This is a genomic window from Paenibacillus sp. FSL A5-0031, assembly GCF_001956295.1.
Lineage (GTDB): Bacteria > Bacillota > Bacilli > Paenibacillales > Paenibacillaceae > Pristimantibacillus.
Genome location: NZ_MRTD01000006.1, coordinates 121,144 through 147,484 on the forward strand (window position 1 = coordinate 121,144; position 26,341 = coordinate 147,484).

At 43.6% G+C, this 26,341-nt stretch carries 26 protein-coding genes; all 26 read right to left on the bottom strand.

All coding sequences use genetic code 11. The features are described from left to right. Nucleotides 1–9: 9 nt before the first annotated feature. The 26 genes from BK120_RS12615 to BK120_RS12740 all read right to left on the bottom strand — a co-directional run bounded on the left by BK120_RS12615 (nucleotide 10) and on the right by BK120_RS12740 (nucleotide 26,314). The gene (locus BK120_RS12615; RefSeq protein ID WP_076267862.1) at nucleotides 10–1,083 is read right to left on the bottom strand and encodes an EpsG family protein; all 1,074 of its coding nucleotides are present in this window, start codon (nucleotides 1,081–1,083) and stop codon (nucleotides 10–12) included. Between the two features lie 38 nt (nucleotides 1,084–1,121). Further along, nucleotides 1,122–2,033 carry a glycosyltransferase family 2 protein gene (locus tag BK120_RS12620; protein WP_076267863.1) on the bottom strand — a complete coding sequence of 304 codons (912 nt, stop codon included), beginning with the start codon at nucleotides 2,031–2,033 and terminating at the stop codon, nucleotides 1,122–1,124. Nucleotides 2,034–2,050: 17 nt separating this feature from the next. After that, nucleotides 2,051–3,136, bottom strand: a complete 1,086-nt coding sequence (locus BK120_RS12625) for a glycosyltransferase family 1 protein (RefSeq protein WP_076267864.1) — start codon at nucleotides 3,134–3,136, stop codon at nucleotides 2,051–2,053. Further along, nucleotides 3,063–4,250 carry a glycosyltransferase gene (locus BK120_RS12630; protein WP_076267865.1) on the bottom strand — a complete coding sequence of 396 codons (1,188 nt, stop codon included), beginning with the start codon at nucleotides 4,248–4,250 and terminating at the stop codon, nucleotides 3,063–3,065. The genes BK120_RS12625 and BK120_RS12630 overlap by 74 nt, the downstream gene beginning before the upstream one ends. Further along, complete coding sequence (locus BK120_RS12635) at nucleotides 4,213–5,379, bottom strand: glycosyltransferase family 4 protein (RefSeq protein WP_076267866.1); 1,167 nt, start codon at nucleotides 5,377–5,379, stop codon at nucleotides 4,213–4,215. Before BK120_RS12635 ends, BK120_RS12630 begins: the two co-directional genes overlap by 38 nt. A gap of 23 nt (nucleotides 5,380–5,402) precedes the next feature. After that, the gene (gene galU / locus BK120_RS12640; protein ID WP_076267867.1) at nucleotides 5,403–6,284 is read right to left on the bottom strand and encodes a UTP--glucose-1-phosphate uridylyltransferase GalU; all 882 of its coding nucleotides are present in this window, start codon (nucleotides 6,282–6,284) and stop codon (nucleotides 5,403–5,405) included. A gap of 25 nt (nucleotides 6,285–6,309) precedes the next feature. Next, a complete protein-coding gene (locus tag BK120_RS12645) occupies nucleotides 6,310–8,136 on the bottom strand; it encodes a polysaccharide biosynthesis protein (protein WP_076267868.1) in 1,827 nt (608 codons plus the stop codon). A 354-nt stretch (nucleotides 8,137–8,490) separates the two neighbouring features. Continuing rightward, the gene (locus BK120_RS12650) at nucleotides 8,491–9,147 is read right to left on the bottom strand and encodes a CpsD/CapB family tyrosine-protein kinase (RefSeq protein ID WP_076267869.1); all 657 of its coding nucleotides are present in this window, start codon (nucleotides 9,145–9,147) and stop codon (nucleotides 8,491–8,493) included. Then, nucleotides 9,137–9,889 carry a YveK family protein gene (locus tag BK120_RS12655; protein ID WP_083681921.1) on the bottom strand — a complete coding sequence of 251 codons (753 nt, stop codon included), beginning with the start codon at nucleotides 9,887–9,889 and terminating at the stop codon, nucleotides 9,137–9,139. Before BK120_RS12655 ends, BK120_RS12650 begins: the two co-directional genes overlap by 11 nt. Before the next feature lie 100 nt (nucleotides 9,890–9,989). Next, nucleotides 9,990–10,400: a helix-turn-helix domain-containing protein gene (locus BK120_RS12660; RefSeq protein ID WP_076267870.1), complete on the bottom strand. Its 411-nt coding sequence runs from the start codon at nucleotides 10,398–10,400 to the stop codon at nucleotides 9,990–9,992. A 333-nt stretch (nucleotides 10,401–10,733) separates the two neighbouring features. Next, entirely contained in the window at nucleotides 10,734–12,347 is a 1,614-nt protein-coding gene (locus tag BK120_RS12665) for a helix-turn-helix domain-containing protein (RefSeq protein ID WP_076267871.1), read from the bottom strand. Nucleotides 12,348–12,395: 48 nt separating this feature from the next. Beyond that, nucleotides 12,396–13,340, bottom strand: coding sequence for a FecCD family ABC transporter permease (locus BK120_RS12670; protein ID WP_083681923.1), 945 nt, complete (start codon nucleotides 13,338–13,340; stop codon nucleotides 12,396–12,398). Nucleotides 13,341–13,390: 50 nt separating this feature from the next. After that, entirely contained in the window at nucleotides 13,391–14,368 is a 978-nt protein-coding gene (locus tag BK120_RS12675) for a FecCD family ABC transporter permease (protein ID WP_076268061.1), read from the bottom strand. A 90-nt stretch (nucleotides 14,369–14,458) separates the two neighbouring features. Beyond that, on the bottom strand, nucleotides 14,459–15,442 hold the full coding sequence (locus BK120_RS12680) for an ABC transporter substrate-binding protein (RefSeq protein WP_076267873.1): 984 nt from the start codon (nucleotides 15,440–15,442) through the stop codon (nucleotides 14,459–14,461). Between the two features lie 283 nt (nucleotides 15,443–15,725). After that, nucleotides 15,726–16,592: a 5'-3' exonuclease gene (locus tag BK120_RS12685; protein ID WP_076267874.1), complete on the bottom strand. Its 867-nt coding sequence runs from the start codon at nucleotides 16,590–16,592 to the stop codon at nucleotides 15,726–15,728. A gap of 43 nt (nucleotides 16,593–16,635) precedes the next feature. Next, complete coding sequence (locus tag BK120_RS12690) at nucleotides 16,636–17,841, bottom strand: aminotransferase class I/II-fold pyridoxal phosphate-dependent enzyme (protein ID WP_076267875.1); 1,206 nt, start codon at nucleotides 17,839–17,841, stop codon at nucleotides 16,636–16,638. An 8-nt stretch (nucleotides 17,842–17,849) separates the two neighbouring features. Then, nucleotides 17,850–18,230 carry an arsenate reductase family protein gene (locus BK120_RS12695; RefSeq protein WP_076267876.1) on the bottom strand — a complete coding sequence of 127 codons (381 nt, stop codon included), beginning with the start codon at nucleotides 18,228–18,230 and terminating at the stop codon, nucleotides 17,850–17,852. A gap of 39 nt (nucleotides 18,231–18,269) precedes the next feature. Continuing rightward, nucleotides 18,270–19,229 (bottom strand): RluA family pseudouridine synthase, encoded by a 960-nt coding sequence (locus BK120_RS12700; RefSeq protein WP_256710879.1) that lies wholly within the window; start codon nucleotides 19,227–19,229, stop codon nucleotides 18,270–18,272. Continuing rightward, nucleotides 19,226–19,798, bottom strand: coding sequence for a cob(I)yrinic acid a,c-diamide adenosyltransferase (locus BK120_RS12705; protein ID WP_076267877.1), 573 nt, complete (start codon nucleotides 19,796–19,798; stop codon nucleotides 19,226–19,228). Before BK120_RS12705 ends, BK120_RS12700 begins: the two co-directional genes overlap by 4 nt. A gap of 93 nt (nucleotides 19,799–19,891) precedes the next feature. After that, entirely contained in the window at nucleotides 19,892–21,112 is a 1,221-nt protein-coding gene (locus BK120_RS12710; RefSeq protein ID WP_076267878.1) for an aminotransferase class I/II-fold pyridoxal phosphate-dependent enzyme, read from the bottom strand. Nucleotides 21,113–21,128: 16 nt separating this feature from the next. Beyond that, the gene (locus BK120_RS12715) at nucleotides 21,129–21,620 is read right to left on the bottom strand and encodes an Lrp/AsnC family transcriptional regulator (protein WP_076267879.1); all 492 of its coding nucleotides are present in this window, start codon (nucleotides 21,618–21,620) and stop codon (nucleotides 21,129–21,131) included. A 198-nt stretch (nucleotides 21,621–21,818) separates the two neighbouring features. Further along, on the bottom strand, nucleotides 21,819–22,214 hold the full coding sequence (locus BK120_RS12720) for a spore coat protein (protein WP_076267880.1): 396 nt from the start codon (nucleotides 22,212–22,214) through the stop codon (nucleotides 21,819–21,821). A gap of 36 nt (nucleotides 22,215–22,250) precedes the next feature. Further along, the gene (locus BK120_RS12725) at nucleotides 22,251–22,475 is read right to left on the bottom strand and encodes a hypothetical protein (protein ID WP_179089791.1); all 225 of its coding nucleotides are present in this window, start codon (nucleotides 22,473–22,475) and stop codon (nucleotides 22,251–22,253) included. A gap of 88 nt (nucleotides 22,476–22,563) precedes the next feature. Further along, nucleotides 22,564–23,739, bottom strand: coding sequence for a Ger(x)C family spore germination protein (locus BK120_RS12730; protein WP_083681927.1), 1,176 nt, complete (start codon nucleotides 23,737–23,739; stop codon nucleotides 22,564–22,566). Beyond that, nucleotides 23,736–25,190 (bottom strand): spore germination protein, encoded by a 1,455-nt coding sequence (locus BK120_RS12735; RefSeq protein WP_076267882.1) that lies wholly within the window; start codon nucleotides 25,188–25,190, stop codon nucleotides 23,736–23,738. Before BK120_RS12735 ends, BK120_RS12730 begins: the two co-directional genes overlap by 4 nt. Next, complete coding sequence (locus BK120_RS12740; RefSeq protein ID WP_076267883.1) at nucleotides 25,187–26,314, bottom strand: GerAB/ArcD/ProY family transporter; 1,128 nt, start codon at nucleotides 26,312–26,314, stop codon at nucleotides 25,187–25,189. The genes BK120_RS12735 and BK120_RS12740 overlap by 4 nt, the downstream gene beginning before the upstream one ends. Nucleotides 26,315–26,341 lie beyond the last annotated feature (27 nt).

The window sequence follows — 26,341 nt, forward strand, 5'->3', positions numbered from 1 at the left end:
AATTCCCTCCTAAAGCGGCCATTTCAAATAGTCACTTTTGTAAACCAAATCCAGCGCAATAACGCATTCATAAAAATAAAATAAAAAATAAAAAACTAAAATGACAATATATATAAGCTTTTGATCCTTCTCACGGAAAACTTTAATTAACCAAGGAATTAGAATGAGCTGATATAAATTAAAATAAATCGCCAATCTTGCAAAAAGCCAGTTTTGGGTCGAAATAATCATTAATACAACGCCAACCAGTGAGATATTAACCAAAATATCTGATTTAGGAAATAAGTATTTTAATTTTTCTCTTCCAAAAAAAGCGATAACAAGTGGAATAATCCATACGATTGCTCTAAGTACATTAGCTCCACCTTCTTTGAAACTATCATAATGACCATACTGGGTATCTTTAATCGCCGAAAATAATAGCTCAGAGAAAGCATTAAAGCCTACAACGATAAGAACAGCTACAGATAAAAGCAAGAAGGTTGTTTTTGTCCATGCTTTTCTACGCACAATAAAATACATCGGGATCATTATTAGAGCACTTTGATGAAAGAAAGAGGCGAATATTACAATCGAAATATAAGGTTTCCATTTGCCTTCTAGTAAATATTTAGTTGCAGCAAAAACGATAGCAGCTGCAAAGAACTGCCTTATTCCGTTCATAGAAATTGTAAACGTACCTGTCGTTATATATAGATATACGCTTAACTCAAATAATCTCGTATATTTATACAAGACGATTACTATCAGTACGTTTGTTAGCACTCCGGTCGTTAAAACAAGAATTTGCGGATCATCCGATATTTGCTTTAGCAGCATTTGGAATATATTAAAACCTTTGTCTTGGCTTCGGAGAACAGTGGTCCAACTAAAATCACCTATTGAATAGCTATGCATATAAAGAAATGTATCCCCAATGTTTATCCGCAAACCCGATACCGTAGCAAGTGCAAGTGCTGCTATTATAGCTAAAAATTTATTTGGTTTAATTAAAGCAGGGGCTAGCCCTGCTGGAACCGAAAAATATCTAGCAGTAAGAGCAACTGTGAATACAATAACCAGGGTGAACCACAGTATCGTCATATTATATAATCCCTCCTTTACAATCATTTTCGCACTTGCTAACCGTGACTTTTCTTAATAGTAACCGTTGTTTTACTCGTATTTTGAATATAAATGTAAAGCAGTACCCCTAAAGGAATTGCTAACATTGTGATACCTTTACGAGGCGACTCTTTAAGAAAGTTTTTATTTCGAATAATGATACTGCTGGAAACATAATGAATTGCCTCGCGAATTCTCTCTTTCAAGGATGGAGCATATAACATCGCAACCTTTCGAAAGAATGAGAACCCATGTGGATTTTTCTTATACTGATTAATGATATTTAAGCTAGATCCGTCTTGCATATATTCAACGACACACAGTACCTCATTCATGATTAGTAATTGATAATCCTGATCGATCAAAATGTATTTGTATGATAAGGGACAATATTTCTCACCTACGAATAAAGGGTATGGCGGATATTTTTTCATAATATCAGTACGATATACCAGCTTTTTATCACCTTTTACTGAATGCAAAGCATATAAATCGCTAAGGGTTGATTGTTTCACATGTTCAGGAAGCCTAGTACCAATTATCTCGTTATCCTGAGAGACGTCTAAGCCTACTATACCCGCGTATTGCTTGCTGCCAGATGTCTTCCAAAATTCAGTTATTTTCTCCACAGCATCATCTGCTAAATAATCATCCGAATCTATACAAACATTAAGCTCTGTTTCAATACGTTCATAAGCAGCATTATGAGCGCCGTGCATTCCTTGGTTGTTTTGATAATGATATTGAATCGGTATTTGATTTTCCTGAACCCAACTCTCGATTAGCTCCTTTGTATTATCCGTAGATCCATCATCAACAATGAGCCATATAAAATCTTTGCAGCTTTGACGTTTCAGACTCTCATAGCAAAGATGCAGTGTATATGCCCGGTTATAGGTCGGTGTAAAAACAGTCAATATCGGTTTCAAAATACTTTCCCCCCCTCTTACCTTAAAACAGCCGTGGGCATCTGATTCATATAATAGTCAGATAACCATTTTGCCATTGTAGAAGTATCGTATCCTTTTTCTCTCAAAGAGTCCGATGTGTCCACATGCCCAGGGGAAGTATTAATAATTTGCTCAGCCCAATAATCAGCCGTTTGCTTTAAGCTAATAAATTGAAGCCTACCTGTTACATCTGTCTCCGCAGTAATCGTATCTGAGATAATACTTTGTATTCCTGAAGCTTGTGCTTCTACTAGAACAACGGGCAATCCTTCAAATAAAGAAGGGAACAAAAAGATATCCATTCCCTGCAAGAGATTGGAGACATCCTTTCGTACACCGAGTATCTTCACACAATTTGTTAAACCTAATTTCTCTATTTTTTTCTCAATCGCATTTCTCAAATGACCCTCACCAACTAATACCAACATTGAATTAGGTTTTTTGTCATGAACGGCTTTAAAGACGTCTATCAAAAAATCATGGTTTTTTTGTTCAGTGAACCTTCCAATATGACCAATAACTAATCGATCTCCTGCCGAGAGCTCCGCTCTTATTTCATCACGAATAGTTTGATTAAATGAAAACTGGCTAACATCAACAGCGTTATTTAATACAACTACTTTACCGGAATCAGCTATTTTTTTGCCGAAAAGCCATTTACCTGCTTTTTGTGAGCATGCAAAGTAGCTGCTAGGATTATCCTTCATCGTTAGTCTTGCATACAGACGGAATGGCAGCTTAATATCAATTCCCAGGTCACTTAAGTGACTATGAGTGATTCGGCAAGGAACACCTGCCTTTTTTGCTGCTTTTAGAATAAAACTACTATTCTCATTAATATGAGCATGAACGACCTTATAATAAGGATGATCTATAAAAAATTGATCAAGACTTTTAAAATATTGAGAATAATTCCCAGGCCTAATCTGCGGCATTCGATAAATTTTACCACCTAATGCTAAAATCTCTTGATCGTAATGCCCTTCAGCTTGTCGATGAACGATAAAGTCAAACTGAATTTTGCTTCGATCCATCTGACGGTAATAATTTATTAGCATCGTTTCTAAACCGCCACGATTCATGATCATTACCACTTGTAAGATTCTTACTGGTTGCAACTTTAGCCCTCCCCACATTTTTTATACGCATCCAATTTACAGCCGTCAGCATCAAATAAATACCTAAAGAGAATTTATTTTTTGCACATAAAAAAAACACCCTCCACACTAGAGGGCAATAAACTTCATCAAATTGCATGAAAGAGTTTCTTATCCGATTCCCATTCAACATCATTTGCAAAGCTTTAACCTTTGTGAGCATTGAGGATGATTTTTTATTACTCATGATGTTAAGACCAAGTCCTATTACATTCATACAAATTCGATTGTTAAAAGCTATTTTATATTCATTCTGAAGCTGCTTTTCTTCCATAAAAGACTCAATTGAACAGTAGAGCTTTTCGAACTTCTCTGCGAGCATCGGGTTATAAGTGGATGTAATTGAATTAGTATTTGCCCGCCAATAATGATAAAAAGGACGATTCAGAAACAAAAAAGATTCAGCATTATAAAAGACATGAATGTTGAAGAGTGTATCCTCATTACTGCCTATGATGCTGAGATCTTTAAATTTCACCTTATTGTCTTTCAGCAATGACGTACGATAAAGTTTTGACCATACCGTCCCCCAAGCATCCAGATATTCGGGATTTGCTACCTCTTCCTTTAATGGACCAACAAGTCGCCTTAGCATGGTCGTTTGTACCTCATCCATAAGATACAATTGCTTGTCAGGCGTGTTGAAGCGCTTTTCCTTCGAATGTGTCCCAAACTCCCGAATGTACGTACACATCACAATATCAACGTTTTGTTCCACAGCGCACTCGTACATTTCTTCATACATTTTCAAATTTACCCAATCATCTGGATCAACGAATCCGATGTACTCCCCATTTGCTGCCAGCACACCATCGTTTCGTGCAGCGGACACACCTTCATTTTCTTTATTAATAACAATGATTCGTGAATCCCGTTCCGTATATTCCTGAAGAATGCTTAAGCTGGAATCCGTAGATCCATCGTTTACTGCAATAATTTCTATGTCTGATAAGCTTTGCTCTAGCAAGCTATTCAAGCATCTATCCAAATACAGCTCCATATTAAATATAGGCACGATGATACTGACTTTGGGATTCATTTTGTTCCCCCAACATAAAGGACTTGTATATTTCATTAAGCTCTAGCTTCACCTGAAGCAAACCATATTTCTGTACCATTTGAAGGCTAAACGCCCCCATCCGCTGCCTCATTTCCAGCGATTCACTCAGCTTCCTAAGCCGGTCAGCAAATAATGCCATATCGGTCGGCTCCAGTACGAATCCATTCTCGCCATCTATAACGAGCTCAGAATGCCCTCTATTCCGCGTAGCAACAATGGGCAGCCCGCAGGCCATAGCTTCCATTAAATTGACGGGCAAACCCTCACGCAGACTGGATGCTACTGCGACATCGCACATGGGCAGCAGCCGGTCGATATCTGTCCGATAACCAAGAAAATGGACCATCGATCCAACACCTAAACGCTCTGCCAGAGCCTGACTTTCCTCTAGCAAAGGCCCTTTACCAGCCAGCAGCAGCCGCCCATGCGGTACCGCCTCTTTAATAGCGGCCAACGCGTGAATGAGCAGCTGATGGTTTTTGTTTCGGTTAAATTCAGCAGCATAAAACATAAGGAAGTCGTCTGTGCGATAATCGAGCTCCTGACGCAATCGCCATTTATCAAGCTTTTGCAAAGGCTTAAAATGTGTTGTATTTACGCCAACACCATGAACATGAGCGATCCGCTTTGCTTTAAATTTTTTGGTGACAGCGAGCTGATAATCCTCTGTATTGATTGTGATTAAACAGTCCGTCATGCTGGACAGCCTCTTCTCAATTGGATAATAAAGCATCCAGTTCAGGAGCGAGCCACCTTTGCAGAAATGAAAACCATGCGCGGTATAAATAACTTTTGTTCCTTGTTTTCTTGCCGGCTGTGCCGCGAGTCTTGCAAGCACGCCGCCCATTGGCGTATGGCAATGAATGATATTATAATCCTGCTGCTGAATAATTGCCTTCAGCTCTCGGTATGCTTTGATATTGTTAGAATGGAACGGTGAGCGCTCAATCGAAATATTAAATTTCCGGTCAACAAAAGGGAGCTCCAGCTCGCCCTTTGCGGCGATATGGACCTCCCACCCTTGCTGCTTAAACCATTCGAGAACAGGCATATGAAATGCCTTGAAATGATAATCAACCGTTGCGCAAAATAAAATTTTATTTGGCATGCTTCTACCATCCTATACTAGAATTATTTTCTAGCAGATTCTCTTTCAACCATTTGCGATAAATAGTTTAATAGCTCATAACGCAAATCCTCACGCTGAAGAGCAAATTCAATCGTCGTCTGGATAAAGCCCATTTTCTCACCAACATCATGACGCTTGCCTTCGAATTCATAAGCGTATACGGCTTCCATTAGGTTTAAAGCAGCGATCGCATCGGTCAGTTGTATTTCTCCGCCCGCTCCAGGCGATTGATTGCCGAGAATGTCGAAGATCGCCGGGTTCAAAATATACCTGCCCATAATCGCCATATTCGATGGCGCGAGCTCCTTGGACGGCTTCTCGACCAAATGTCTAACCCGGTGGAAGGATTCTTCCATAAGAGTGCCATCTACAATTCCGTAGCGAGATACAGCTTCGTCCGCCACACGCTGCACGCCGATAATCGATGTATGATACTCATCATATTTTTCGATCATCTGCTTTATACAAGGCTTCTCCGCTGAGATAATATCATCCCCAAGCAGTACGGCAAACGGCTCATCGCCAATAAATTTGCGAGCGCACCATATGGCGTGCCCAAGCCCCTTCGGCTCCTTTTGACGAATATAATGAATGTCCACCATATCCGCTGATTTGCGCACTTCACTTAATAAATCGTATTTATGTTTGGCAGTCAAAATTTGCTCCAGCTCAAGTGAGTTATCAAAATGATCCTCGATTGCCCGTTTTCCTTTACCCGTTACAATAATAATGTCCTCGATGCCTGATTCAATCGCTTCTTCCACAATATATTGAATAGTTGGCTTATCGACGATTGGCAGCATTTCTTTTGGCATCGCTTTTGTTGCTGGGAGAAACCTTGTACCCAGACCAGCAGCTGGTATTATCGCTTTTCTAACCTTCATAACTTTTATGCAACTCCTTCGTTTTTTAACCTGTTACAGATGCAAATCCAGGAAGCTCTACGACATTATTCGCTAGATCCAGCAGCCTTGTACGCAATTCTGCTTTGCTCATTCCCCCGTGCAGGGCAATAATTTCTTCAATATGTTCAAAATAAATCTCGGATGATTTGCCTATGTAGATTTTTGGATAAACCTGCTTTTCATTGATTTCATCATCCTTAAGCATTTCTTCGAATAGCTTCTCGCCTGGTCGAATTCCTGTGTACTCAATGCCGATTTCCTCGACCGAGTAGCCTGACATCCGAATGACATTTTGTGCAAGATCGGTAATATTAACGGGATCACCCATATCGAGGACAAAGATTTCACCGCCTCTGGCAAGTGCACCAGCTTGAATGACTAACCTTGAAGCTTCAGGAATGGTCATAAAATAGCGAACCATGTCCGGATGAGTAACCGTTACGGGTCCCCCCTTCGCTATTTGCTTCTTGAACAGCGGAATAACGCTGCCGCGGCTGCCCAAAACATTGCCGAATCTTACCGCTACAAATTTGGTATTGCTGAACCGGTCCATATGCTGAATGACCATCTCTGCAATCCTTTTTGTCGCGCCCATAACGCTGGTTGGATTAACCGCCTTATCGGTCGATACCATGACAAACGTATCCACGCGAGCTTGGCTGGCTGCTCTTGCCGCATTCAAGGTTCCCATTACGTTATTTTTGAACGCTTCCTCTGGATTTCTCTCCATCAGTGGAACATGCTTATGTGCTGCTGCATGATAAACGACCTGCGGACGATGAGCTTGCATAACGGCCAGCATTTTATTTGCGTCTTGCATATCGGCGATTTCTGTCACAAATTCTATTTTCGTATGTCCGTAAAGCTCTTTCAGCTCCATCTCAATGGAGTAGATGCTGTTCTCTCCATGTCCAAGCAAAATAAGCTTCTCCGGTAAAAACCTCGAAACCTGCCTGCACACCTCAGATCCAATCGAGCCCCCAGCGCCTGTTACCATAACGACTTTTTGGGTAACGTAACCTGAAATACTCTCAATATCGAGCTCTACAGGCTCACGCCCTAATAAATCCTCAACCTGAACATCACGAAATTGACTAACCGACACTCTGCCCGTAGCCAAATCCTCAAGCATAGGAATGATTTGTGTTTTTGCTTTCGTTTTAGCGCATTCGCTAAAAATCGTGTTGAGCTGTTTTTTGCTCAGTGAGGGTATCGCAATAACGATATTGTTAATCTCATAATCAAGCGCCACCTTCGCAATGCTTTCAACTCCGCCCAACACCGGAATGCCCATAATATCTAGATTATGTTTGTTTACATCGTCATCTATGAACGCCGTTGGCAATAGCTCCATATCATTGTTGCTAAGGAGCTGACGGGCAAGCATCGTACCCGCAGAGCCAGCACCAACAATTAACGTGCTTTTACGCAATCCAGCATTTTTCTGGTAGCTGCCACGGAAAATTCTCCAGCATAACCTCGACCCTCCGATTAACAGCATATGAATCATCCACGTCACGGCAAGCAGCCTGAAAAACACATCCTGCATCACAATTTGCTGAATAATCGCTGCTGCAAAGATCGAGAAGGAAACGGCCTTTGTAATAATCAATAGCTCCCCTACACTCGCATATTCCCATGCCTTCTTATACAAATTGTAGTAGAAGGAAAAGAAATGATGGCTTAACAGCAAAGTAATCGAGCTGATTACAATGGGTGCAGTCACCACATCAAGTGAAGCACTTAGCAATAACCTGCTAAAAAAAATGGCGGTAAAAACGATAATGGAGTCGATTAAAATCAATAAAGACAATCTTTGTCGATACGTCAAAGAACATTCACCCTTTCTTCAGATATAGAAAAAACAAACGAAATTATTGGCTTAAGAGAATCAAGCTTCATATCTCTGCTACACTCTTAGAGTGTTTAACTAAAAGGCTTTATTCAAAACCATTTAGTTAAAGACTCTAACATAGAGTCCAGGGGCATCGAACCCCGCCTCACACCACACTCTTGACGACTCGCGTCTAAGGTTTTTTTGCAACCCACAGTATGGCCGAGTGCCTCCATTGATAACGGTGAGGAGACATTACCGAATGAAATTGCCTTTACAAACACTTAATGTGCTTTATAAAGAACAATAGTCCGTAAAAAAAGCGCTATCCGATTGATATCATCAAACGCTCTACTTATTTAGTATGACACCCAATATATTAGCTTTTGCAAACAACAATGCACGTTTCGCTTCCAGTGCATGCTCCTGCTGTGTTTTCCCATGTTTTAAAAGCAAGAGTACGCCGTCACATTTACTTACCAGCGCATTCGTATCCGGAACGCCAAGAACCGGCGGGCAATCCAGCAGGACCATGTCATAATGCTCATCTGCAAATGCCATTACATCTATCATGAGCTGTGAATCGAGCAGTTCTGTCGAATTATAGAGGCGCTGCCCGCTTGGCAAAATATCGAGTCCTTCGACCTCCGTATTATAGATCGCTTCACGAATTTCGAGCTGCTGCCCTAAAACATTCGACAAACCTGGCGAGGTTTGTACATTAAAGATTTTGTTTATGATTGGATTGCGAAAATTTGCGTCGATGATCAGCACTCTATCGCCACGTTGTGCCATACAGACAGCTAAGTTGACTGCCGCTGTCGATTTCCCTTCGCCCTCTGAGGGCGAAGTGACCAGTAAAGAACGCACCTTGCTGCCGCTCGCTGCATAATGAATATTGTTGCGAATGGTTCGATATTGCTCCGAAACGATGCCATGCGGATTAATATAAGCGAGTAAGCTTTTGTTTACATAAGACTTTGATACCTTTTGCCGTTCACGAACCAATCGTCTCACCTCTTACAGAAATGCTTTTTTGTTTTTTCAAACGACTGCTAGCATAATCTTTTCGTTTAATTTTATTAACTTGACCAAGCATCGTTAGGCCGAGCAGCTCTTCCACTTCTCGTTCTGATTTGATAGAATCATCGAGTGAATCTAGCAGGAATACTAATCCTACGCTCAAAATCATGCCAAGCAAAAAGGCAATGTACACGATACGATTGCTTTTTTCATTAATCGGGAAAGGATTTTCTTCTGCCTTCGTCAACAATCTGATGCTCGTAATTCCAAGCACTTCCGATGCTACTTGCCTGTAGGTTTCCACTGCTGTATTCGCGATCTCAGCTGCAAGCCTTGGATCGGTATCCATAACAGAAACTACGGTAACAAGCGAGGCATCTACACTGTCTACTCTAATTTGGCTTCGCAGCGCTGCTGCCGAAAGATTAAGACCGAGCTTTTCAATTACCTGATCCAAAACGATTGGCTCTCTGAACAATACCCTCACTGTGCCCATCATATCCGAGGAAGCAGCCACGATCATCCGCGTGTTTGATACATACATTGGCGTTTCAGGCTTTGAGTTAAAGAAGCCCGCAGCGACTGTAAAGAGAATAGTAATGACCACGACTATCCACAGTCGTTTTTTTACCGTGAGAAATAACGCTTTAAGATTTATTTCTTTAATCTTCACTCTGTCTTGATCATGATGCGATGCTTGTGAATCCTCCAGCCGTTTACCTTCCATTTGCACACCTGCTTACTATGTTTGTTATAAAGAACAATAACACAATATTAGTTCTTTATATAGAACATGTCAATACACTTTCCCGACTTTTTATTCAACGTCAGTTATCGATATGAAGAATAATAATATTTGATGATTTCTTTTTGTCAGCAGAGTAGACGTTCGTCTCCGTTCTGCTTTCCTTCCACATATTTGAACGGATCAAGTCTTTTAGTGCTTGGAAATCACCCTTGCTCATACCTTCATCAACCGCATTTTTAATAATGACTCGCCATTCCTCATCCAACGTTTCATCCATATGAATCTTTGGTAAATGCTCTTCTCCGAGTAAATATTCAATGTTTGAGTCTAATGGAGCTGCTATTTTTGCCATTACCTGAAGAGATGGGTTATTCTGCATATTGCGTTCAATGTAGCTCAAGTAGGACTTGGATACGCCCGCTAGGTCAGCAAGCTTCGTGATCGAGTAGCCCTTTTTTTCCCGTAGACTTTTAATCCGTTCCCCTATCATAATATTCTCCTTCGGCCAGTTTAGATCTAAACGTAAAGCTCAACAAAAACAACACAAACTAACACTTTATAACAGACAATATGTATATTTTAGTTCTTTAATGAGAACAGGTCAATAGCATTCCATTTTTTTATATGCAAAGAAGCAGCAAAGATGTACAATTTTTGCTAACAAAGTGACTCTAATAATTTGCTGAAAGGACAATTATTTATGAAAAATGCGATTAAATCAATGGATATAGAATAAAACGTTTAATTTCGAGCAATTCGTATTTGAAAGAGCTGGGATTGAATGATTACTCCATATAGAAACTCAAATAGAGGTTGAACACAGCTAAGCCATGTCCAACCTTTTTTGTTGTCCATCTTGATTCGCACATAATTCCAACAGCATGTCCATAATGGAATGCCGGCCTATAGGCGTCCAGCTCATTACAAACCAATTTTGAATCAGCCTAGTATTGCCGGTTTTCACAGCAGGAATTTGATCCCATACATTTGTCTCGAGCATCCGCTGAAACATCTTTCCGCTTCCAGCAAGCACATGATGCTTATGTATAAATAAATGCTCCGTTTCGAGGAGCGGCATCGACTCAGGCAGCATCTCTTGTCTCCAAATGTCTCCACATCCCGGAGCACCGGGCTTCAAGGCGAGTTCGCCATAAATCAGTTCATTTAATGGATGACCCGTAGTACCTTGAATGCCTATCGTCCGATGATTGACTTGCATAATTGTAATACGACTCTCACCCAAGGCTTGCTGCAGCGTCTGCTTCACTTCCAGCGTCCGCATTTCCAAACGGGTTAATGTTTGAGCAGCTTCGCTTTCCCGGCCGAGAAGCTCCGCAATTTTCAAAAAGTTCCGTTTCCAGTCCCATACCGACAAATCGTGAAAAACGGGAAATGCAATTTCCTTCAATGACTCACGAAATTCGCTCTGATAATGGTCAGCAATAATAAGATCGGGAGCAGACCGCTTCAATTCCTCCAATTGGCTGTGGAACCGCGCTGCATACTCTTTCTCGCTTAATCCCGGGTAATGAAATAAATCGAGCACACATACTGGCTCAATCCCTAAAGATTGCAAATAGTGCTGATACCCAAGCGAAGAGGCTACCGCTACTCTTACGGTATCCCGCTTCATAAATATCGTTGGGGAAACGCCGACCATACGCTGAAACATTCGACTGAAATAAAATTCGCTGCGAAATCCGACAGCAGCAGCAACCTCCTTGACCCGATTATTTTTTTTGCTCAGAAGCTGCTTTGCTTTATTCATTCGAATTGTACCCAAATACTCAATAGGGGAGAGCTCCGTTATTTTTACAAATAGACGTGAATAAGCGACTGGTGACATCCCTGCCATTTCGGCGAGCTTCCCCATGCTTATTTTATCCGTATAATGCTCCTCCATATAAGAAATGCTTCGATTGATGCGATCATCGTTTTGTTCAGTCGGCTCTGGAACGCTCTTGATTAAAAATTGAATAAATTGTTCCAGCTGCAGCCGAAGCGACAAGCTATCTTTTGCCCGCTCGTCCTTGCTGCTCTTATCCATTTCAACAATTCGTTGCAGGATATGCTGAGGCTGAGAGACTGGTATCCGGCCGGGCAACAGCGAGCCAGACAGCGATATTGAGCTGGATAGTATCATGCCGCCTTTCGTCTTAACTAATGTTTGCGGCTGAAAAAACACGCCATAATATTCAAAGCCCCCGGACTGCTCAGATATTTCTACAACCATGCCCGGCACAAGCAAAAACAGCTCAAACGGACGAATTCTACATAGTGTACCATCCAATAGAATAACGCCTTCGCCTTCTGTAATAAAGCATAATAAATATACTGGAATCCGATAGGTGCGTATTCCTCTCTTGCCTGTGAAGCGTCTCTTGCGCACCGATGAGAATAGATAGAGCGAATGAGTCACTGTGGAATGAGGCATCATTTAGCAACAACCGCCTGCCTTTCGTAAAACATTGGCTAATTCCATTTCTTATAAGCTTCTGCGACGAATCAGCAAATTGATCATATAGGGCGCCCCGATCAGCGCAGTAATTAATCCTACAGGTATTTCAAATGGCGAAAAAAGGACTCTCCCTAGTAAATCCGCCAACATAACGATTAACCCTCCAAGAAGTGCAGCAACCGGCAGTCTTTTTACACTCTGTGTACCTACGAGATTTGAAGCAATATGCGGAGCCATCAGTCCCACAAATGCTATCGTTCCAGCCATCGAGACAGCTGAGCCCGCTAAACCAACGCTAAATAAGAGAAGTAAAAATCTGACGCGTTCCAGTCGTATGCCCATCCCAATTGCTGAACTATCGCTGAGCTGAAGCAAATCAAGGGAGCGTGTATACAGCATTAGCAGCACAAATAAAATGATAATCCACGGGAGCAGCGGCCAGAAATGTTCCCACGTTCGGCCATATAAACTGCCTGCCATCCATACAAATGCTTGAGAAACGCGGAATATTTTGCCTACTGTCAGTAAATACGTTATTAATGCGCCAGCCATTGCAGATATGCCAACTCCAACTAGAAGCATACGCTCGGTAGAGCTGCCTTTTTTCCAAGAGAGCTTATAGATCGTTAATGCGACCAACAGCGCTCCCCCAAATGCAACCAATGGAAGACGGCTCATTGGAAAGGAAGGGACAAGCACCAGAAAAGCAACTACAGCAGCTGCCGCTCCTGCATTTAGTCCAATGACGCCCGGTGAAGCCAGCGGGTTGCGGGTAATCATTTGCAGGATCGTCCCCGATAATGCCAAGCCGCATCCAGCCAAAAATCCAGTCAGTACCCTTGGCAGCCGCACTTGACGAATCGTAAACGCATATTCGTCACTGCCTATTCCAAGCGCCGTCTGGATTGCAGCCATCACAGGTATATTTCTCTCGCCAATAATAATGTTCAGCAGCAATACAAGTACATTCATCAATAACAACAAAATAATAATTCGGTGCCAACGTCCTTTTATAAAAGAAGTTATGTCGCTCCACCCCTTCGCTGAGCCAAATAAATTAAAAATGGCGCCCCGAAGAAGGCCGTTACAACACCTACGGGAATTTCCTGATCAGGCAGTACAAATCGTGCGCCAATGTCCGCAATCAGCAGCAGCAGGGCACCGATTAATGCGGAATAAGGAATGATCCATCGGTAATTAAGTCCTACAATAGATCGAGCAATATGCGGAATTGCAAGTCCGATGAACCCAATGGGACCAGCGATAGCAACCGCACTGCCTGCAAGCAGCACAATAGCGATGATACAGAGTGTCTTGATAAAGAACACATGTTGGCCTAGTCCTTGTGCCGCATCCTCTCCTAGACCGATAACATTCATATGATTGCTTAGACCAAACGCACAAATTAATCCAACTAGCATATAAGGGGACACCTGTATAAACAATTGCAGATCCCTTCCTGTAAGCGAACCAGCTAGCCAAAATCGCATCGTATCCAAAGACTGCTCATTCAAAATAAGTATCCCTTGCGTAAGGGAGGTAAGCAGAAGGTTGATCGTAGCTCCTGCGAGTACAAGCCTGACTGAGGTCAATGTGCCTCTGCCTAATGAACCAAGCAGAAATACAGCTGTTCCTGCAGCTGCTGCACCGAGTAAAGCCGACCAAGAGAACACAGTAAGCGAGGTGGAATTTAATGCTATTGAAGCGATAACTACAGCGAGTGCAGCCCCGTAATTCACCCCAAATAACTCAGGACCTGCTAACGCATTTCGGCTGAGCGCCTGCATCAAGCAGCCCGCTACAGCGAGCGAGCCTCCCACAGCTGCTGCGATCAGTGCTCTTGGTAGCCTGACGGAACGGATAATGATGTGAGCTTCCTGTGAAGCATCATATGACCAAAATGCATTGAGGGCGGCATGGAATGGAATTTGTACAATCCCAAACATAATGCTCGATAATAAAGCAGCGCAAACAAAAATAACAAGTACAGCCAATCCCATTAATCTGGGCTTCACTTCGCCTACCTCCAGCTCGTCATTGTCAAATAAACGAAGAAAGATTGGGGCGCCGCTTGGCGACCCAATCTTTAATTATTTTACAAGAAATGATTGCAGATCATCGACAACCTTGTTTACGGCTTGAATGCCAAGTCCGCTCATCCAATATTCCCAATCAACGGAATGAACACTATTGCTTTTGACTCCGTTTAAGGAAGCCCATAACGCACTTTTCTCAACCTTGGCAAAGGCATCTGGCTCCCGGTTGAACCAAAGGATTATATCTCCATCCAGGCTGCTCATTTGCTCCTCGGTCACATCCTTGGAAAATCCTTCAATGTTCTGTGATTCGGGACGATTGATCCCAGCGTCTGTCATAATGGTTCCAGCGAACGTATCCTTCAAATAAATTTGTATTTTATCGGCACGCGGACGAAATAGTGAGACACTTTTTCCTTTGTCCGCTAATTTAGATTTTAGATCCGTTATTTTCCCATTGTAGGCGTCCAGCAGTTTTTGACCTTCTGCTTGTTTGTTCACTGCTTCAGCATGCAGCTGCAAATTCGCTTTCCATGTAACGCCTAATGTTTCTACGAATACAGTCGGTGCGATTTTCGTAAGCTGGTCATGGATCGCATCATGTGTATCTTTGTTGCCGATAATCAGATCCGGCTTTAAAGCATCTATCGCTTCCAAGTTGGGCTCATTTACAGATCCAATATTCGAAATCCCTTCTGTTCCTTTCAGATAAGCCGGATATGGATCTCCCGCAGCAAGAATTGAAGGTGCTCCAATTGGCGTAATGCCAAGCTCCAACAAATTATCAAGCGCTCCGATATCCAGCACGACAATTTTTGCCGGGTTAGCTGGCACCAACACGTCTCCATATGCATCTTTGACCGTCCGGTCAACCGCTGGCTCTGACGTTGTTTCCGATGGTTTTTCGGTGCTTTTCACTCCATTGTTTTCTGTACTCGATTCAGCACTGCTGCATGCGGAAAGCACCAAAATCATTAACCCAATAAGGGAGAGCAATACCCCTAATTTAAGATGACGAACTTGATTGCGTGAAAACATTCCTTTATTCCTCCTGCGTCTAATTAAGAATGATAACCATTATTAATAAAATAGCGTACATCCTATGACACTGTCCATGCACAAACCTTTTTATTTCATGTACTATTTTTAAATCTGGTAATAATCACCCAAAATTACCCATTTTTAAGCTATGTTACTGCAATATTAGAATTGGCAATCTGTCATCAATACGCTGCCTGACCATTCCATATTTAAATCTAATCGAAAAAAAAAAAAGATCTCCTCACTACGGGATATAACCGTAAGAGGAGATCCTTTTCATTTATCCAATAAGCGATATCAAGCTTTTAAATTCCAGCTCTTCAAATTTGAGCAATACGGTTTCGCGTTCATAGGCCCAGCAGCAACCATTGAGCTCTGCCGATACTGGCACATCACAGCGAATTGTCGCTAAATCACGGGATAGATGAAGCATATCAAGATCCGCTTCAATTTTCACTCGGATTGTTTTGGATACTGCCTCCAAATTAGCGAGCAAGCCCTCGATAGAACCATGTTCTTGAATAAGCTTATGCGCTGTTTTTTCTCCGATACCTTTCACGCCTGGGTAATTGTCCGCTGTATCTCCCATTAACCCTTTGATGTCGATAATTTGAATAGGCGTAAGTTGGCGTTCTTCCATTAGCGTTTCTGGCGTATACACCATGTAGTTCCCGATGCCCTTCTTCATGATCGCAACCGATACCCGGTCGTCCACCAGCTGAAGCATATCATGGTCACCCGTCACAACAAAAATTTGCGCTTGATCCTTAAGTGCAGCAGCAAGTGTTCCAATGCAATCATCCGCCTCATATCCTGCAATCCCAATATTCGGTACACCGAAGCTGGCAACGACTTCTTTCACCAGATCAAACTGAGGAATTAGATCCTCTGGCGCAGACGGACGATTGGATTTGTAACCATCATATTGCTCCGTACGAAATGTCGTACTTCCCATATCCCAGCAGCATACGACATGTGTTGGATTAAACGTATTGATTGCATCCATGAAATACCGAACAAAACCATGTACTGCATTAACAGGTACGCCTGCACTTGTTTTACGAACGCTTCCTCCGAATGAAGTAGCGAAATAAGCCCGAAATAAGATTGCCATCCCATCAACCAAAAGTAAACGTTGTTCACTCATCGTTATAAAACCCCTCTCAAACATATCAAACTATTATTTATATTTATTGCCCACGAATAAATTTTCCAATCCGCCCGGCAGCTTCCTTCAACCGTTCTTCGCTTTCAACCAGTGCTATTCTTACATAACTTTCACCCTCGGAGCCAAAAGCTTCCCCAGGCACTACGACGACGCCCGTTTGACGAAGCATTTCCTGGGAAATTCGCCTGGACGTCCACGGCTCGCTAAGCGACCACTGCATAGGAGGAAGCTGCGCCCAAACGAACATTGTTGCCCGAGGTGCGGCAACATCCCATCCTTCTGCACGAAGCGCTTCAAGGAACGTATTGCGCCGCTGCTCATAAAGCTTTCCTGCCTTTGGCTTCTCTACATTTGCTATCGCTTCCTGAAGTGCAACAATTCCTGCCTCTTGAATAGGATCAAACACGCCGTAGTCAATATTCGCTTTCAGCTCGCGGAGAGCGGCGACTGCTGCCCTATTTCCAGCCAAAAAACCAATTCTGCAGCCAGCCATGTTGAAGCTTTTGGACAATGAATGGAATTCAACCGCATGATCGATTGCACCCGGTACCTCAAGAATGCTTGGCGGCTCACAGCCTTCAAATCCCATCTCGGAGTATGCAAGATCATGAACGACCAACACGTTATGACGCTTTGCTTTATCAATCAATCGCTCAAAAAAGGAAATGTCCGCTATAGCAGAAATCGGGTTGTTCGGGTAATTGAGCAAAATAAACGTTGCCTGGTCCCACTCCGAATCCGGTATTGCCTCCAGATCGGGCATAAAGCCATTCTCCTCGCGCAGCGGCATCAATACAGATTCGACTCCTGCGAGCGCTAATGATGCAGCATAGATTGGATACCCAGGATTAGGCAGCAAAACGATATCGCCAGGATCACAAAGCGCCATGGCAAGATGGGCAAGACCGTCTTGTGAGCCAAGCAGTGTTACGATCTCATCTCCAGCATCCAGCTCCACGTGAAATCGATGCTTCATCCATTTCGCTGCATACTCTCGAAACGGCAAGCCGCTTTTGATTGCTGGATACGAGTACATATCGCTGCGCAATGCCGCTTCGCTAAGCGCCTGTCTAACGGCGGGCGAAGGCGGCTGATCCGGATTTCCGATTCCCAGATCAATAATATCAAGACCGCTTTCCACAGCTGAGCGCTTCCACGCTGCAACTTCTGCAAATATGGATGATCCTAGCTGCGACAGCCTCTTGGAACGCCATTTGGTTTGTGACATACGTCCATTCACCCTTTTCCATTGTTCCAAACTTGTTCGTATTGTTCTTCCTTATATCCAACAGTAACCGTCTTGCCATCCGTCACGATAGGCCGTTTAATCAGCATGCCGTTTGAAGCTAGCAAGTCATATTTCTCATCTTCAGACATGTCAGCCAGCTTGTCCTTCAAACCAAGCTCCCTGTAAACATCTCCAGATGTGTTAAAAAACTTTTTCAGCTCTAGACCGCTGTTTTTTACAATCTCCTTCAGCTCCGCAGCTGTAGGTGTTTGCTCTACAATATTTCTGGATACAACATCGTTGCCCTTATTTTGCAGCGATTTAAGCGCTGAGCGGCATGTACCGCATTTTGGATATTGAATGATAGTTAGTTCCTTTTGTTTCGTCATCCTCTTGTTTCCTCCAGCATTGGGCTGACTAGTCCCATTTTATTTTGATAGACTCCGTTCTAATCGTTCAAGCTCAGGCGGCAAATCCGCACGCCATTCCATCCATTTTTTTGTAATGGGATGGGTAAATCCCAGTATCTCGGCATGGAGTGCTTGACGACCGACTGCATCTTCCCACTCCTCCTCCACACCTTGCTGAGTACCATACATTTTATCTCCGATAAGCGGGCAGCCGATATGCTTCATATGAACGCGAATTTGATGCGTCCGTCCCGTTTCGAGCTTTAAGCGCACAGCCGCTGCGGCAGGCTTGTCCGAACTAGATTCATAATGTGCAATCGTCTCATAATGCGTAATAGACGGATAACCCTCCGGCGTGACGATGCGAACATGCGGCTGGTCTGGGTCACGGTCAATCGGCGCATCCACCGTTCCCGCAGCTGGCTCAGGGCAGCCATAAACATATGCGCGGTACAGCTTTAAAATACCGTTTGCCTGCATTTGCTCCGAAAGCTGTTGATGTACATAGGAGGTTTTGGCGATCGCGACAAGTCCGGATGTTTCTTCATCAAGGCGGTGGACGGGACGGAAACGTACCCTCTCTCCCGTTTCTTGCCAATGGTAGACGATACCATTAGCAAGCGTCCCCGTGTAATGTCCATGGGTCGGATGAACGATCATCCCGGCTGGTTTATTTACGATAAGCAGATCCTCATCCTCGAATACGATTTGTACCGGAATTGGCTGCGGCAAAATATCTTCGGAAATTTCCCGCTCCATGCGTACGCGAATGATATCGCCCGCTGCAACAGGAGCTGTCGTATAGGCACGAATCTCGTTAACAGTCAGTCCATGCTCCGTTTGCTTTACTTGAGAGAGCAGCTTGCGCGATACGCCCAGTTGACGCTCCAGCACCCGCCGGACGGTCATTCCATGCTCTGCCTCGCTAACCGCAGCCACTAGCGGGCGATAATATAATAATTCAAGTCTATCCATCATTTTTTCGGCTTCCGAAATACTTCTGCGCTGCGTACATATTCCGTATCTGATATGCCAAGCTTCGCATTTGCAACTCTAGCAGCGGCGAAGAAAAAATCGGACAGTCGATTCAAATACGTTTGTACATCGGCATTAATCGAATGCTCCGCTGCAAGCGTTACAACGCGGCGCTCTGCCCGGCGGCATACCGTTCGGCATACATGCAGAACTGCAGAAACAGGGCTTCCTCCCGGCAAAATAAACCTCGTGATTTCCGGTGCCTCTGCTGTATATTGGTCAATCCATTCTTCCAGACGTTTAGACGGCTCTGCCGATAATTTTAGAGGCGCGCCTTCAACGGCGTAAGCAAGATCTGAGCCGCAGTCAAACAACTCCTGCTGAATATCAACGAGCCAAGCTGCCATCTCTGCCAGCTCTTCATGTTTGGCAGCTTCCGCCGCTGCCTGCCCTACAAAACAATTCAATTCGTCTATAGTGCCATATGCCTCAACACGAACATCATCCTTGCGCACGCGGCCGCCAATTAAAGATGTCTGACCGCTATCGCCCGTTCTTGTGTATAGTTTCATCGCCTTGCCTCCTTTTTTTCACCCATTACTCTCTATTCATGCAAACAGCAGGCCGGATAAGCTCCTGACCTGCTGTTTATTAAAGGCGTTAGATTAGCCTTCTTGCTTCAAGCGATGTACAAAGCCGCCTATTCGATCAAGCGCTTCGGTCAGATTCGTGACAGAAGTTGCATAGGAGCAGCGAAGATGGCCTTCGCCTCCGAGACCGAACACATCTCCCGGAACAGCTGCAACATTCGCTTCATCGAGCAGACGCTGCGCAAACTCCTCACTTGATAAGCCCGTCGATACGATCGATGGAAATGCATAAAATGCACCCTGCGGCTCATGGCAATCGAGTCCGATTTCCCTGAATCCTTTTACGACAAGACGCCGGCGCTGATTATAAGCCTCCACCATGCGGTCCTTCTCTTCTAAGCCATGTTGAAGTGCTTCAAGCGCTGCATACTGTGCCATAATCGGCGCGCACATAACGGTATACTGGTGAATTTTCAGCATAGCTGCAATAAGATCGGGATGGCCGCAGGCATAACCCATCCGCCAGCCTGTCATCGCGAAAGCTTTCGAGAAGCCGCTCACAAGAATGGTACGATCCTTCATCCCCGGCATTGCAGCAAAGCTTACATGCTTCGAGCCGTAAGTAAGCTCCGCATAAATCTCATCGGAAATAACAATAAGATCATTTTCTTCCACTAGCTTTGCAATAGGCAGCCAGTCCTCATAGGTCATAGTGCCGCCAGTAGGGTTGCTTGGATAACATAAAATAAGTACTTTTGATTTCGGCGTTATAACGGCTTGAAGCGACTCAGCCTTCAGCTTAAATTCATCCTTGGCAAACGTTTCAATACCGACAGGTTTTCCTCCGGTAAGCGCGGTTATTGGTGAATAGGAAATATAACATGGCTCAGGAATCAAAATTTCATCGCCAGGCGCAATAAACGCACGAAGTGCAAGATCGATGGCTTCACTGCCGCCAACGGTTACTAATATTTCGTCCGCAGGGTTGTAAGGCACGGCAAATTGATCGTTTAAGTACTGCCCGATTGCTTCCCGCAGCTCTGGCATTCCCGCATTTGACGTGTATTGCGTTTTCCCCATTTCAAGCGCATATACAGCAGCTTCCCGAACATGCCATGGCGTCACAAAGTCGGGTTCCCCTACTCCTAATGTAATAACATCCTTGCGCGTACTGACCAAATCAAAAAACCGACGGATTCCCGACGGTTTGATGCCCCGAACGAGCGGTGACAAATAATCAGCCATCGATTGACGCTGCAAAGGTGTGGAGGGTTGTTTCTCTTCATCTTTAATCATTGCCATCACCCTTTTTTCACGGCGAAACCATCAACCGATGATCACCTTCATGCTCCTCGAAGATAATGCCGTCTTGTTTGTATTTTTTCAAAATAAAAAATGTTTTTGTCGATAATACCGCGTCAATAGGCGATAGTTTATTCGATACAAAAGAGGCGACCTCTTTCAACGTTTTTCCTTCAACCTCAACGAGCAAATCGTATGCTCCCGACATCAGGTAGACGGATTTTACTTCTGGATATAAATAAATGCGCTCAGCGATTCCTTCGAAACCGCGACCGCGTTCTGGTGTAATTTGTACCTCAATAAGTGCAGTTACCTTCTGGTCGTCAATCTTGCTCCAGTTTACGACTGTCGCATACTTCACGATAATATGGTCTTTCTCTAGCTCGGCGATGGCTTGCTTTACTTCCTCTGTTGTTACGGCTAACATGGTTGCGATCAAATCTGCATCCCTGCGCGCATCCTCCTGGAGCAGTTCAAGCACTTTCAACTGTAATTCGGTCATTGTATAACTCCTTCCAGTACAACTGCAATTATAAAGAATATTTTACAACGTTTTTGTTTCTCGCGCAATCAAAGCATAAAAGGCTGAAGCCTTTATTTTGGCGGCTTCAGCACTTCTCGCGGAGAAATATTAGCATCCTATGTAAAAGCTGCTTCTGCTTCCTAATCCTTATAAAAAGGAAAGACCCCAAAGGGGTCTTTACATGTAATGCGTTTGTGAGCCTTGTTGATATTGGCCGGACTGATGCATTTGCGGCGTATACATCGTTTGGTTCTGCTGTTGCCCTAGGTTTTGCTGTAAAAACTGGCTCGTTTTTTGTTTGGTTTGCTGATATTGCTTTGCTTGCTTGTCCAGCTCCTGACGCAACGCAGGCGAGGATGTATTATACATATTCGCTTGCTGCATCGCCGTGAACAGCTGGCCTTGCAGTGCCAACGTGCTGTCTGTCAATTTCGTAAACAGCTGGCGAATATCAGGACAAGTAGATTCTGTTGCTGCTGTTGCATATTCACGAACAACTCTTTTCAAATCGCTAAGGATCGTGCCTGCCAAATCTTCCTCAGTCAAAATCGATTGCTTTTGTTGTTGCTGCATTATGATTGACCTCCTAATCTTCTTTTAAAATCCTTCTTATTGTTGAGGCTGTGTTGGAGCGATTTGCTGATGGTGCGAGATCGCAGACAGCAAAGAATCATAGTGCTGCTGATGGGTTTGAATCATTTGTGAGCATAAATTTCTAAGCGCTGGTGTAGTACCCGTAGCAACAAGCGTTGCACATTGCTTAATTAATAAATCCTCGTTAGACATAGAGTCTGCAATGTACTCCAGCTCTTTTGCCGTCATTTGCTGCAACATTTGGTTTTCCTCCTCTAGACTTGGTTCAAAATTACGATTTGATCCATTTATTTCGTGCCAAACGTATTATGAGCTAAATTTCCTTTATTTATGTGTCAATATTTAAATCGAAATTACCGGTGTGAATTAATTGGAAATCCACCTCTATGATTAACTGATCGGGCTTTGGCAGCCACTCCTTGCCTTTGCATGCTTGCTGCCAATATGCTTGATGGTAACGGTACAGATGATGCTCCAGTTGAAAGAAGCTAACTTTCTTCTCCAGCCCCTTGCGGAACGTATCCTCCATCTCCTGCTTAATCCGCGCTTTAACTGACGAAACAATTTCATGTTCCTGTATAACGCCATCCATTTCTGCGACATTCCCGTCTACTCGCATCTTTAATGTGAAAATGGGCTTGTCACCTTTAAAACTCACATCCACACTCCCTTTGGATGACACAACAGCGATTGCCGCTTTCCCTTTTTCCCCTTGCGCTTTGAGCAGAAAATGCTTGAATTCAGGATCTGCCCACCTTAGCCCAGTGACTTCTGGCTCCGTAAGATACCCGAGATATTTAAGATCCTTGAATATAAATATCCCTTCTATTAACTGGATTTGAAGCGGCTGTTTCTTTCTTCTCCAGTATTCTTCATTTGCATTCAATGCGGGAAGAGTGGTTACCATCGAGGGTTCATTCAGCGTCTGTACCGCTAGCTGCAAGGAATAAGGACGAATGAAGCTCCTCTGACTGTCGAGAGGGCCTGGCATATACATAATGCTGTTAAGCGGTGATTGATCAAAAAAAGTATCGCTAGTAAAAATCTTATCAATCGGTGCTTTAGTTCCAAATAGCAGCGAGGTGTACCGCGATGCCCGCTGTCGATTCACCCCGTCCATGATGTCAGCGATTTTGCTCATCGCTCTCTCCTGTACGATAACGGTTTTTAAATGCTCCAAGCTCAAAATCGTTTGGCCAGAGCGAGCCAGGTCATTTAGAGCAAGCAGTACGGTATCTCCCGATCCTTTTCCGATCCAAACCGGGTTTGGATCAGGCTGAAGCGATTCTGTTTTTGCAATTAATCCAAATTTAATCGTTTGGGCATAAATATCAAATTGTCCGTCCTTATAATCGATGCCAAATGCGGATATATAGCTCACATCCGCCAAATTAACCTCATCCCAGCAGCCTTGCAGCAGCAACGACATAAACACAATGCCTGCCAGTGCAGCACACTTTCTAAGGTGTGTTGCCTGCTTTTTAATCCATGCAAAGAGCATCATTTATTCCTCCTAGTACTCTTAAGCTTCCATGGCATTTGTATAAGCGCTGGTAGCAGCTCCTTTAAGCGCATGGGTGCAACCGGGTATAAGTAAGAGCGTCCAAATGATTCTAATGTGCACATGTAGATAAGAACGGCAAAGGAGCCGATAAAAAAACCGAAAATACCCAGCACAGAGGAGCAGATAAGGACAAGGTAACGGATGATGCTTACCGAGCCGCTTAATGACTGATTCACGAGAGTAAAGGTTGATACCGCCGTTACCGCGGCCATTACGAGCATCGTTGGCGATGTCATGCCCGCACGGATGGCTGCATCTCCAACAATCAATCCGCCGACAACAGAAACGGTTTGACCTACTGCCCTTGGAAGTCTTACACCAGCTTCCCTGAACAGCTCGAACATGGTCAGCATCAGAAACATCTCCATCGTAGCCGATAGCGGCAATCCGATTCGCGACATCGTAATGGTTGCAAGCAGCGTAAAGGGAATCTGATCCGTGTTGAATGCAGACAGCGCTATCCAGAAACCAGGCAAACAAATAGATAATACGAGTCCAACAAGCCTTAACAAACGTTCTAATGAAACATAATAAAAGGGTAAATGTGCATCCTCTGGCGATTTGATAAGCAGCAATAAGTTTCCAGGTGCTATAAGTGCTGATGGCGACCCATGAAGCAATATCGCTACCTTGCCTTGCAGCAACGATTGAACGACATAATCAGGCCGTCCTACAAATTCAACGAGTGGAAATAAAGAAAAGCGGCGGTCGGATAAAAGCTCCTCCAGTTGACTTCCACCTACTAGAGCCGGAATATCAATATTGTCCAGTCTCCTTCTTGCTTCTATAACAAGCTTAGGATCAGCCTTTCCCTCCATATAAAGCAAAGCGACCTCCGTCAATGACTCGGTGCCGATTTTTCGATACTCTACATGCATATCTGGTGTTTTCAGCCTCATGCGCACTAAAGCAACATTCGTTGAAAGCTGTTCGACGAACCCGTCGCGCGGTCCTCGAATCGATACTTCAAGCACCGACTCCTCTGGCGTCCTTCCTGGCTGATTAGCGATGTCAAATTCAAACAAACCTTCAAATTTAGCAAAGGACAATATGACGCTGCCTGCAAATAGGCGCGCAAATATGTTGCTGCCAAGATCCCCAGATTGAATTTGACTAAATAACATGCTGGGCTTATGTTTTTCACCCGTATCCACGGCTGGAACCGTTCTTAATTGCTCCGCCCATTTCTCTAGTAGCGGAAGTAAGCCGAGCTGCAATTGTTGATTGTCGATTAATCCATCGCAATACAACAAAGTCACTTCCATTGGACCGTCTACGTCGAGTGTCAGCTTATATTCAATAACATCATGACAATCCTTCAATATGTGTTTTAACTGATCCAACGAAATATCGTTGTGATCGATCTCACTATTATGCTCGTCATGAATCATGACTGCTCTGCCTCCTCCGAACCGATAATGGCTGTTCTTTTTTTATCACCTTGTTTTTTTCTAAACACAGACACGATCCAAATCACGATCGTTAAGAACATCACGATAATGCCGGTATATTGAAATGCAGCATGTAATGCGCTCCTTACCTGAACCATATTTTTGATGCCAACGCCCGAAATGACTAAAATGATCACGCCAAGCGCAGTAGGGGAAATCCATTTCTGTTTTAAACGCCGCAACGGCCAAAACTCTGACAAAATGTGAATGGATATCGCTAACCGAATAAGTGCTCCTGACATCCACTGAAAAATCGCAAAAAAATCAACATGCTCAAAATATTTACCGATGGAAACCAGTCTCCATTGCGAAAAAGCAGGGTACCGCATTTTATCAGCTTCAACAGGCCCGAATTCTACAATCGCGCCTATGACCGGACCAAGCGTCAGGAGCGATAAAAATAGAACAAGCACGATAAAATGCCACCTTTTAAATTTCCCATGAATATGATGCTGGATAAACATGAACCCAAAAAACTCGCAAGATGAAGTCAACACATAATAAATGCCTTTCATGACCGGGCTCATCCCATTCTCTAGCATAGGGAGCAAATAGTGATAATCTTTGTGAGGCATGTTCGCAGACATGACAAAATCGCCTAACAATACAACGATTGGCAATAATATGCAGCTAACATAAGCGATGGTCCGCAGCCCTGAGACTGATGCAAACATACAAAGGCCTAAAAAAACAGTACAAACTACCATGGAGGGCGTATTGGGCAAATAGGTTGTCGCAGTCCACGAAGCGGTTATAATTAGCGTTTCAAAAGCAATGCTCAGCTGTACCAGCAGAAATATACTAATAATTATCCACGCCAAAAACCGCGGCATAAGCTGTTTCAGCCATTGATCAAGCGGGGTTCCATCCATCCGCTTTAATATTCCATAAACAGGAAATAAAACCCATGGAAGGACGATAACAAGTCCAAAAATAACAGAAATCCATGCATCGCGCTTAGCGGCATCAAGCAGCAGCGGTACAACCAGAACATGATTTACAAGTCCAACTGATAAAACCATCATTAACATAGAGGGCAAAATCCCAAATGGTTTCACTTTCATAATCTTGTCACTTCCTTCCAAAGATAA

Coding starts and splice junctions, on each gene's coding strand:
- BK120_RS12710 (WP_076267878.1), bottom strand. CDS start 21,112: ATGATTAAAGATGAAGAGAAACAACCCTCCACACCTTTGCAGCGTCAA.
- BK120_RS12665 (WP_076267871.1), bottom strand. CDS start 12,347: ATGATGCCTCATTCCACAGTGACTCATTCGCTCTATCTATTCTCATCG.
- galU (WP_076267867.1), bottom strand. CDS start 6,284: ATGAAGGTTAGAAAAGCGATAATACCAGCTGCTGGTCTGGGTACAAGG.
- BK120_RS12635 (WP_076267866.1), bottom strand. CDS start 5,379: ATGCCAAATAAAATTTTATTTTGCGCAACGGTTGATTATCATTTCAAG.
- BK120_RS12660 (WP_076267870.1), bottom strand. CDS start 10,400: ATGATAGGGGAACGGATTAAAAGTCTACGGGAAAAAAAGGGCTACTCG.
- BK120_RS12690 (WP_076267875.1), bottom strand. CDS start 17,841: ATGTCACAAACCAAATGGCGTTCCAAGAGGCTGTCGCAGCTAGGATCA.
- BK120_RS12735 (WP_076267882.1), bottom strand. CDS start 25,190: ATGATTCATGACGAGCATAATAGTGAGATCGATCACAACGATATTTCG.
- BK120_RS12730 (WP_083681927.1), bottom strand. CDS start 23,739: ATGATGCTCTTTGCATGGATTAAAAAGCAGGCAACACACCTTAGAAAG.
- BK120_RS12675 (WP_076268061.1), bottom strand. CDS start 14,368: ATGGGATTGGCTGTACTTGTTATTTTTGTTTGCGCTGCTTTATTATCG.
- BK120_RS12670 (WP_083681923.1), bottom strand. CDS start 13,340: ATGAATGTACTTGTATTGCTGCTGAACATTATTATTGGCGAGAGAAAT.
- BK120_RS12715 (WP_076267879.1), bottom strand. CDS start 21,620: ATGACCGAATTACAGTTGAAAGTGCTTGAACTGCTCCAGGAGGATGCG.
- BK120_RS12705 (WP_076267877.1), bottom strand. CDS start 19,798: ATGAAACTATACACAAGAACGGGCGATAGCGGTCAGACATCTTTAATT.
- BK120_RS12695 (WP_076267876.1), bottom strand. CDS start 18,230: ATGACGAAACAAAAGGAACTAACTATCATTCAATATCCAAAATGCGGT.
- BK120_RS12700 (WP_256710879.1), bottom strand. CDS start 19,229: ATGATGGATAGACTTGAATTATTATATTATCGCCCGCTAGTGGCTGCG.
- BK120_RS12720 (WP_076267880.1), bottom strand. CDS start 22,214: ATGCAGCAACAACAAAAGCAATCGATTTTGACTGAGGAAGATTTGGCA.
- BK120_RS12685 (WP_076267874.1), bottom strand. CDS start 16,592: ATGAGTGAACAACGTTTACTTTTGGTTGATGGGATGGCAATCTTATTT.
- BK120_RS12725 (WP_179089791.1), bottom strand. CDS start 22,475: ATGTTGCAGCAAATGACGGCAAAAGAGCTGGAGTACATTGCAGACTCT.
- BK120_RS12625 (WP_076267864.1), bottom strand. CDS start 3,136: ATGAATCGTGGCGGTTTAGAAACGATGCTAATAAATTATTACCGTCAG.
- BK120_RS12680 (WP_076267873.1), bottom strand. CDS start 15,442: ATGTTTTCACGCAATCAAGTTCGTCATCTTAAATTAGGGGTATTGCTC.
- BK120_RS12630 (WP_076267865.1), bottom strand. CDS start 4,250: ATGAATCCCAAAGTCAGTATCATCGTGCCTATATTTAATATGGAGCTG.
- BK120_RS12740 (WP_076267883.1), bottom strand. CDS start 26,314: ATGAAAGTGAAACCATTTGGGATTTTGCCCTCTATGTTAATGATGGTT.
- BK120_RS12615 (WP_076267862.1), bottom strand. CDS start 1,083: ATGACGATACTGTGGTTCACCCTGGTTATTGTATTCACAGTTGCTCTT.
- BK120_RS12655 (WP_083681921.1), bottom strand. CDS start 9,889: ATGGAAGGTAAACGGCTGGAGGATTCACAAGCATCGCATCATGATCAA.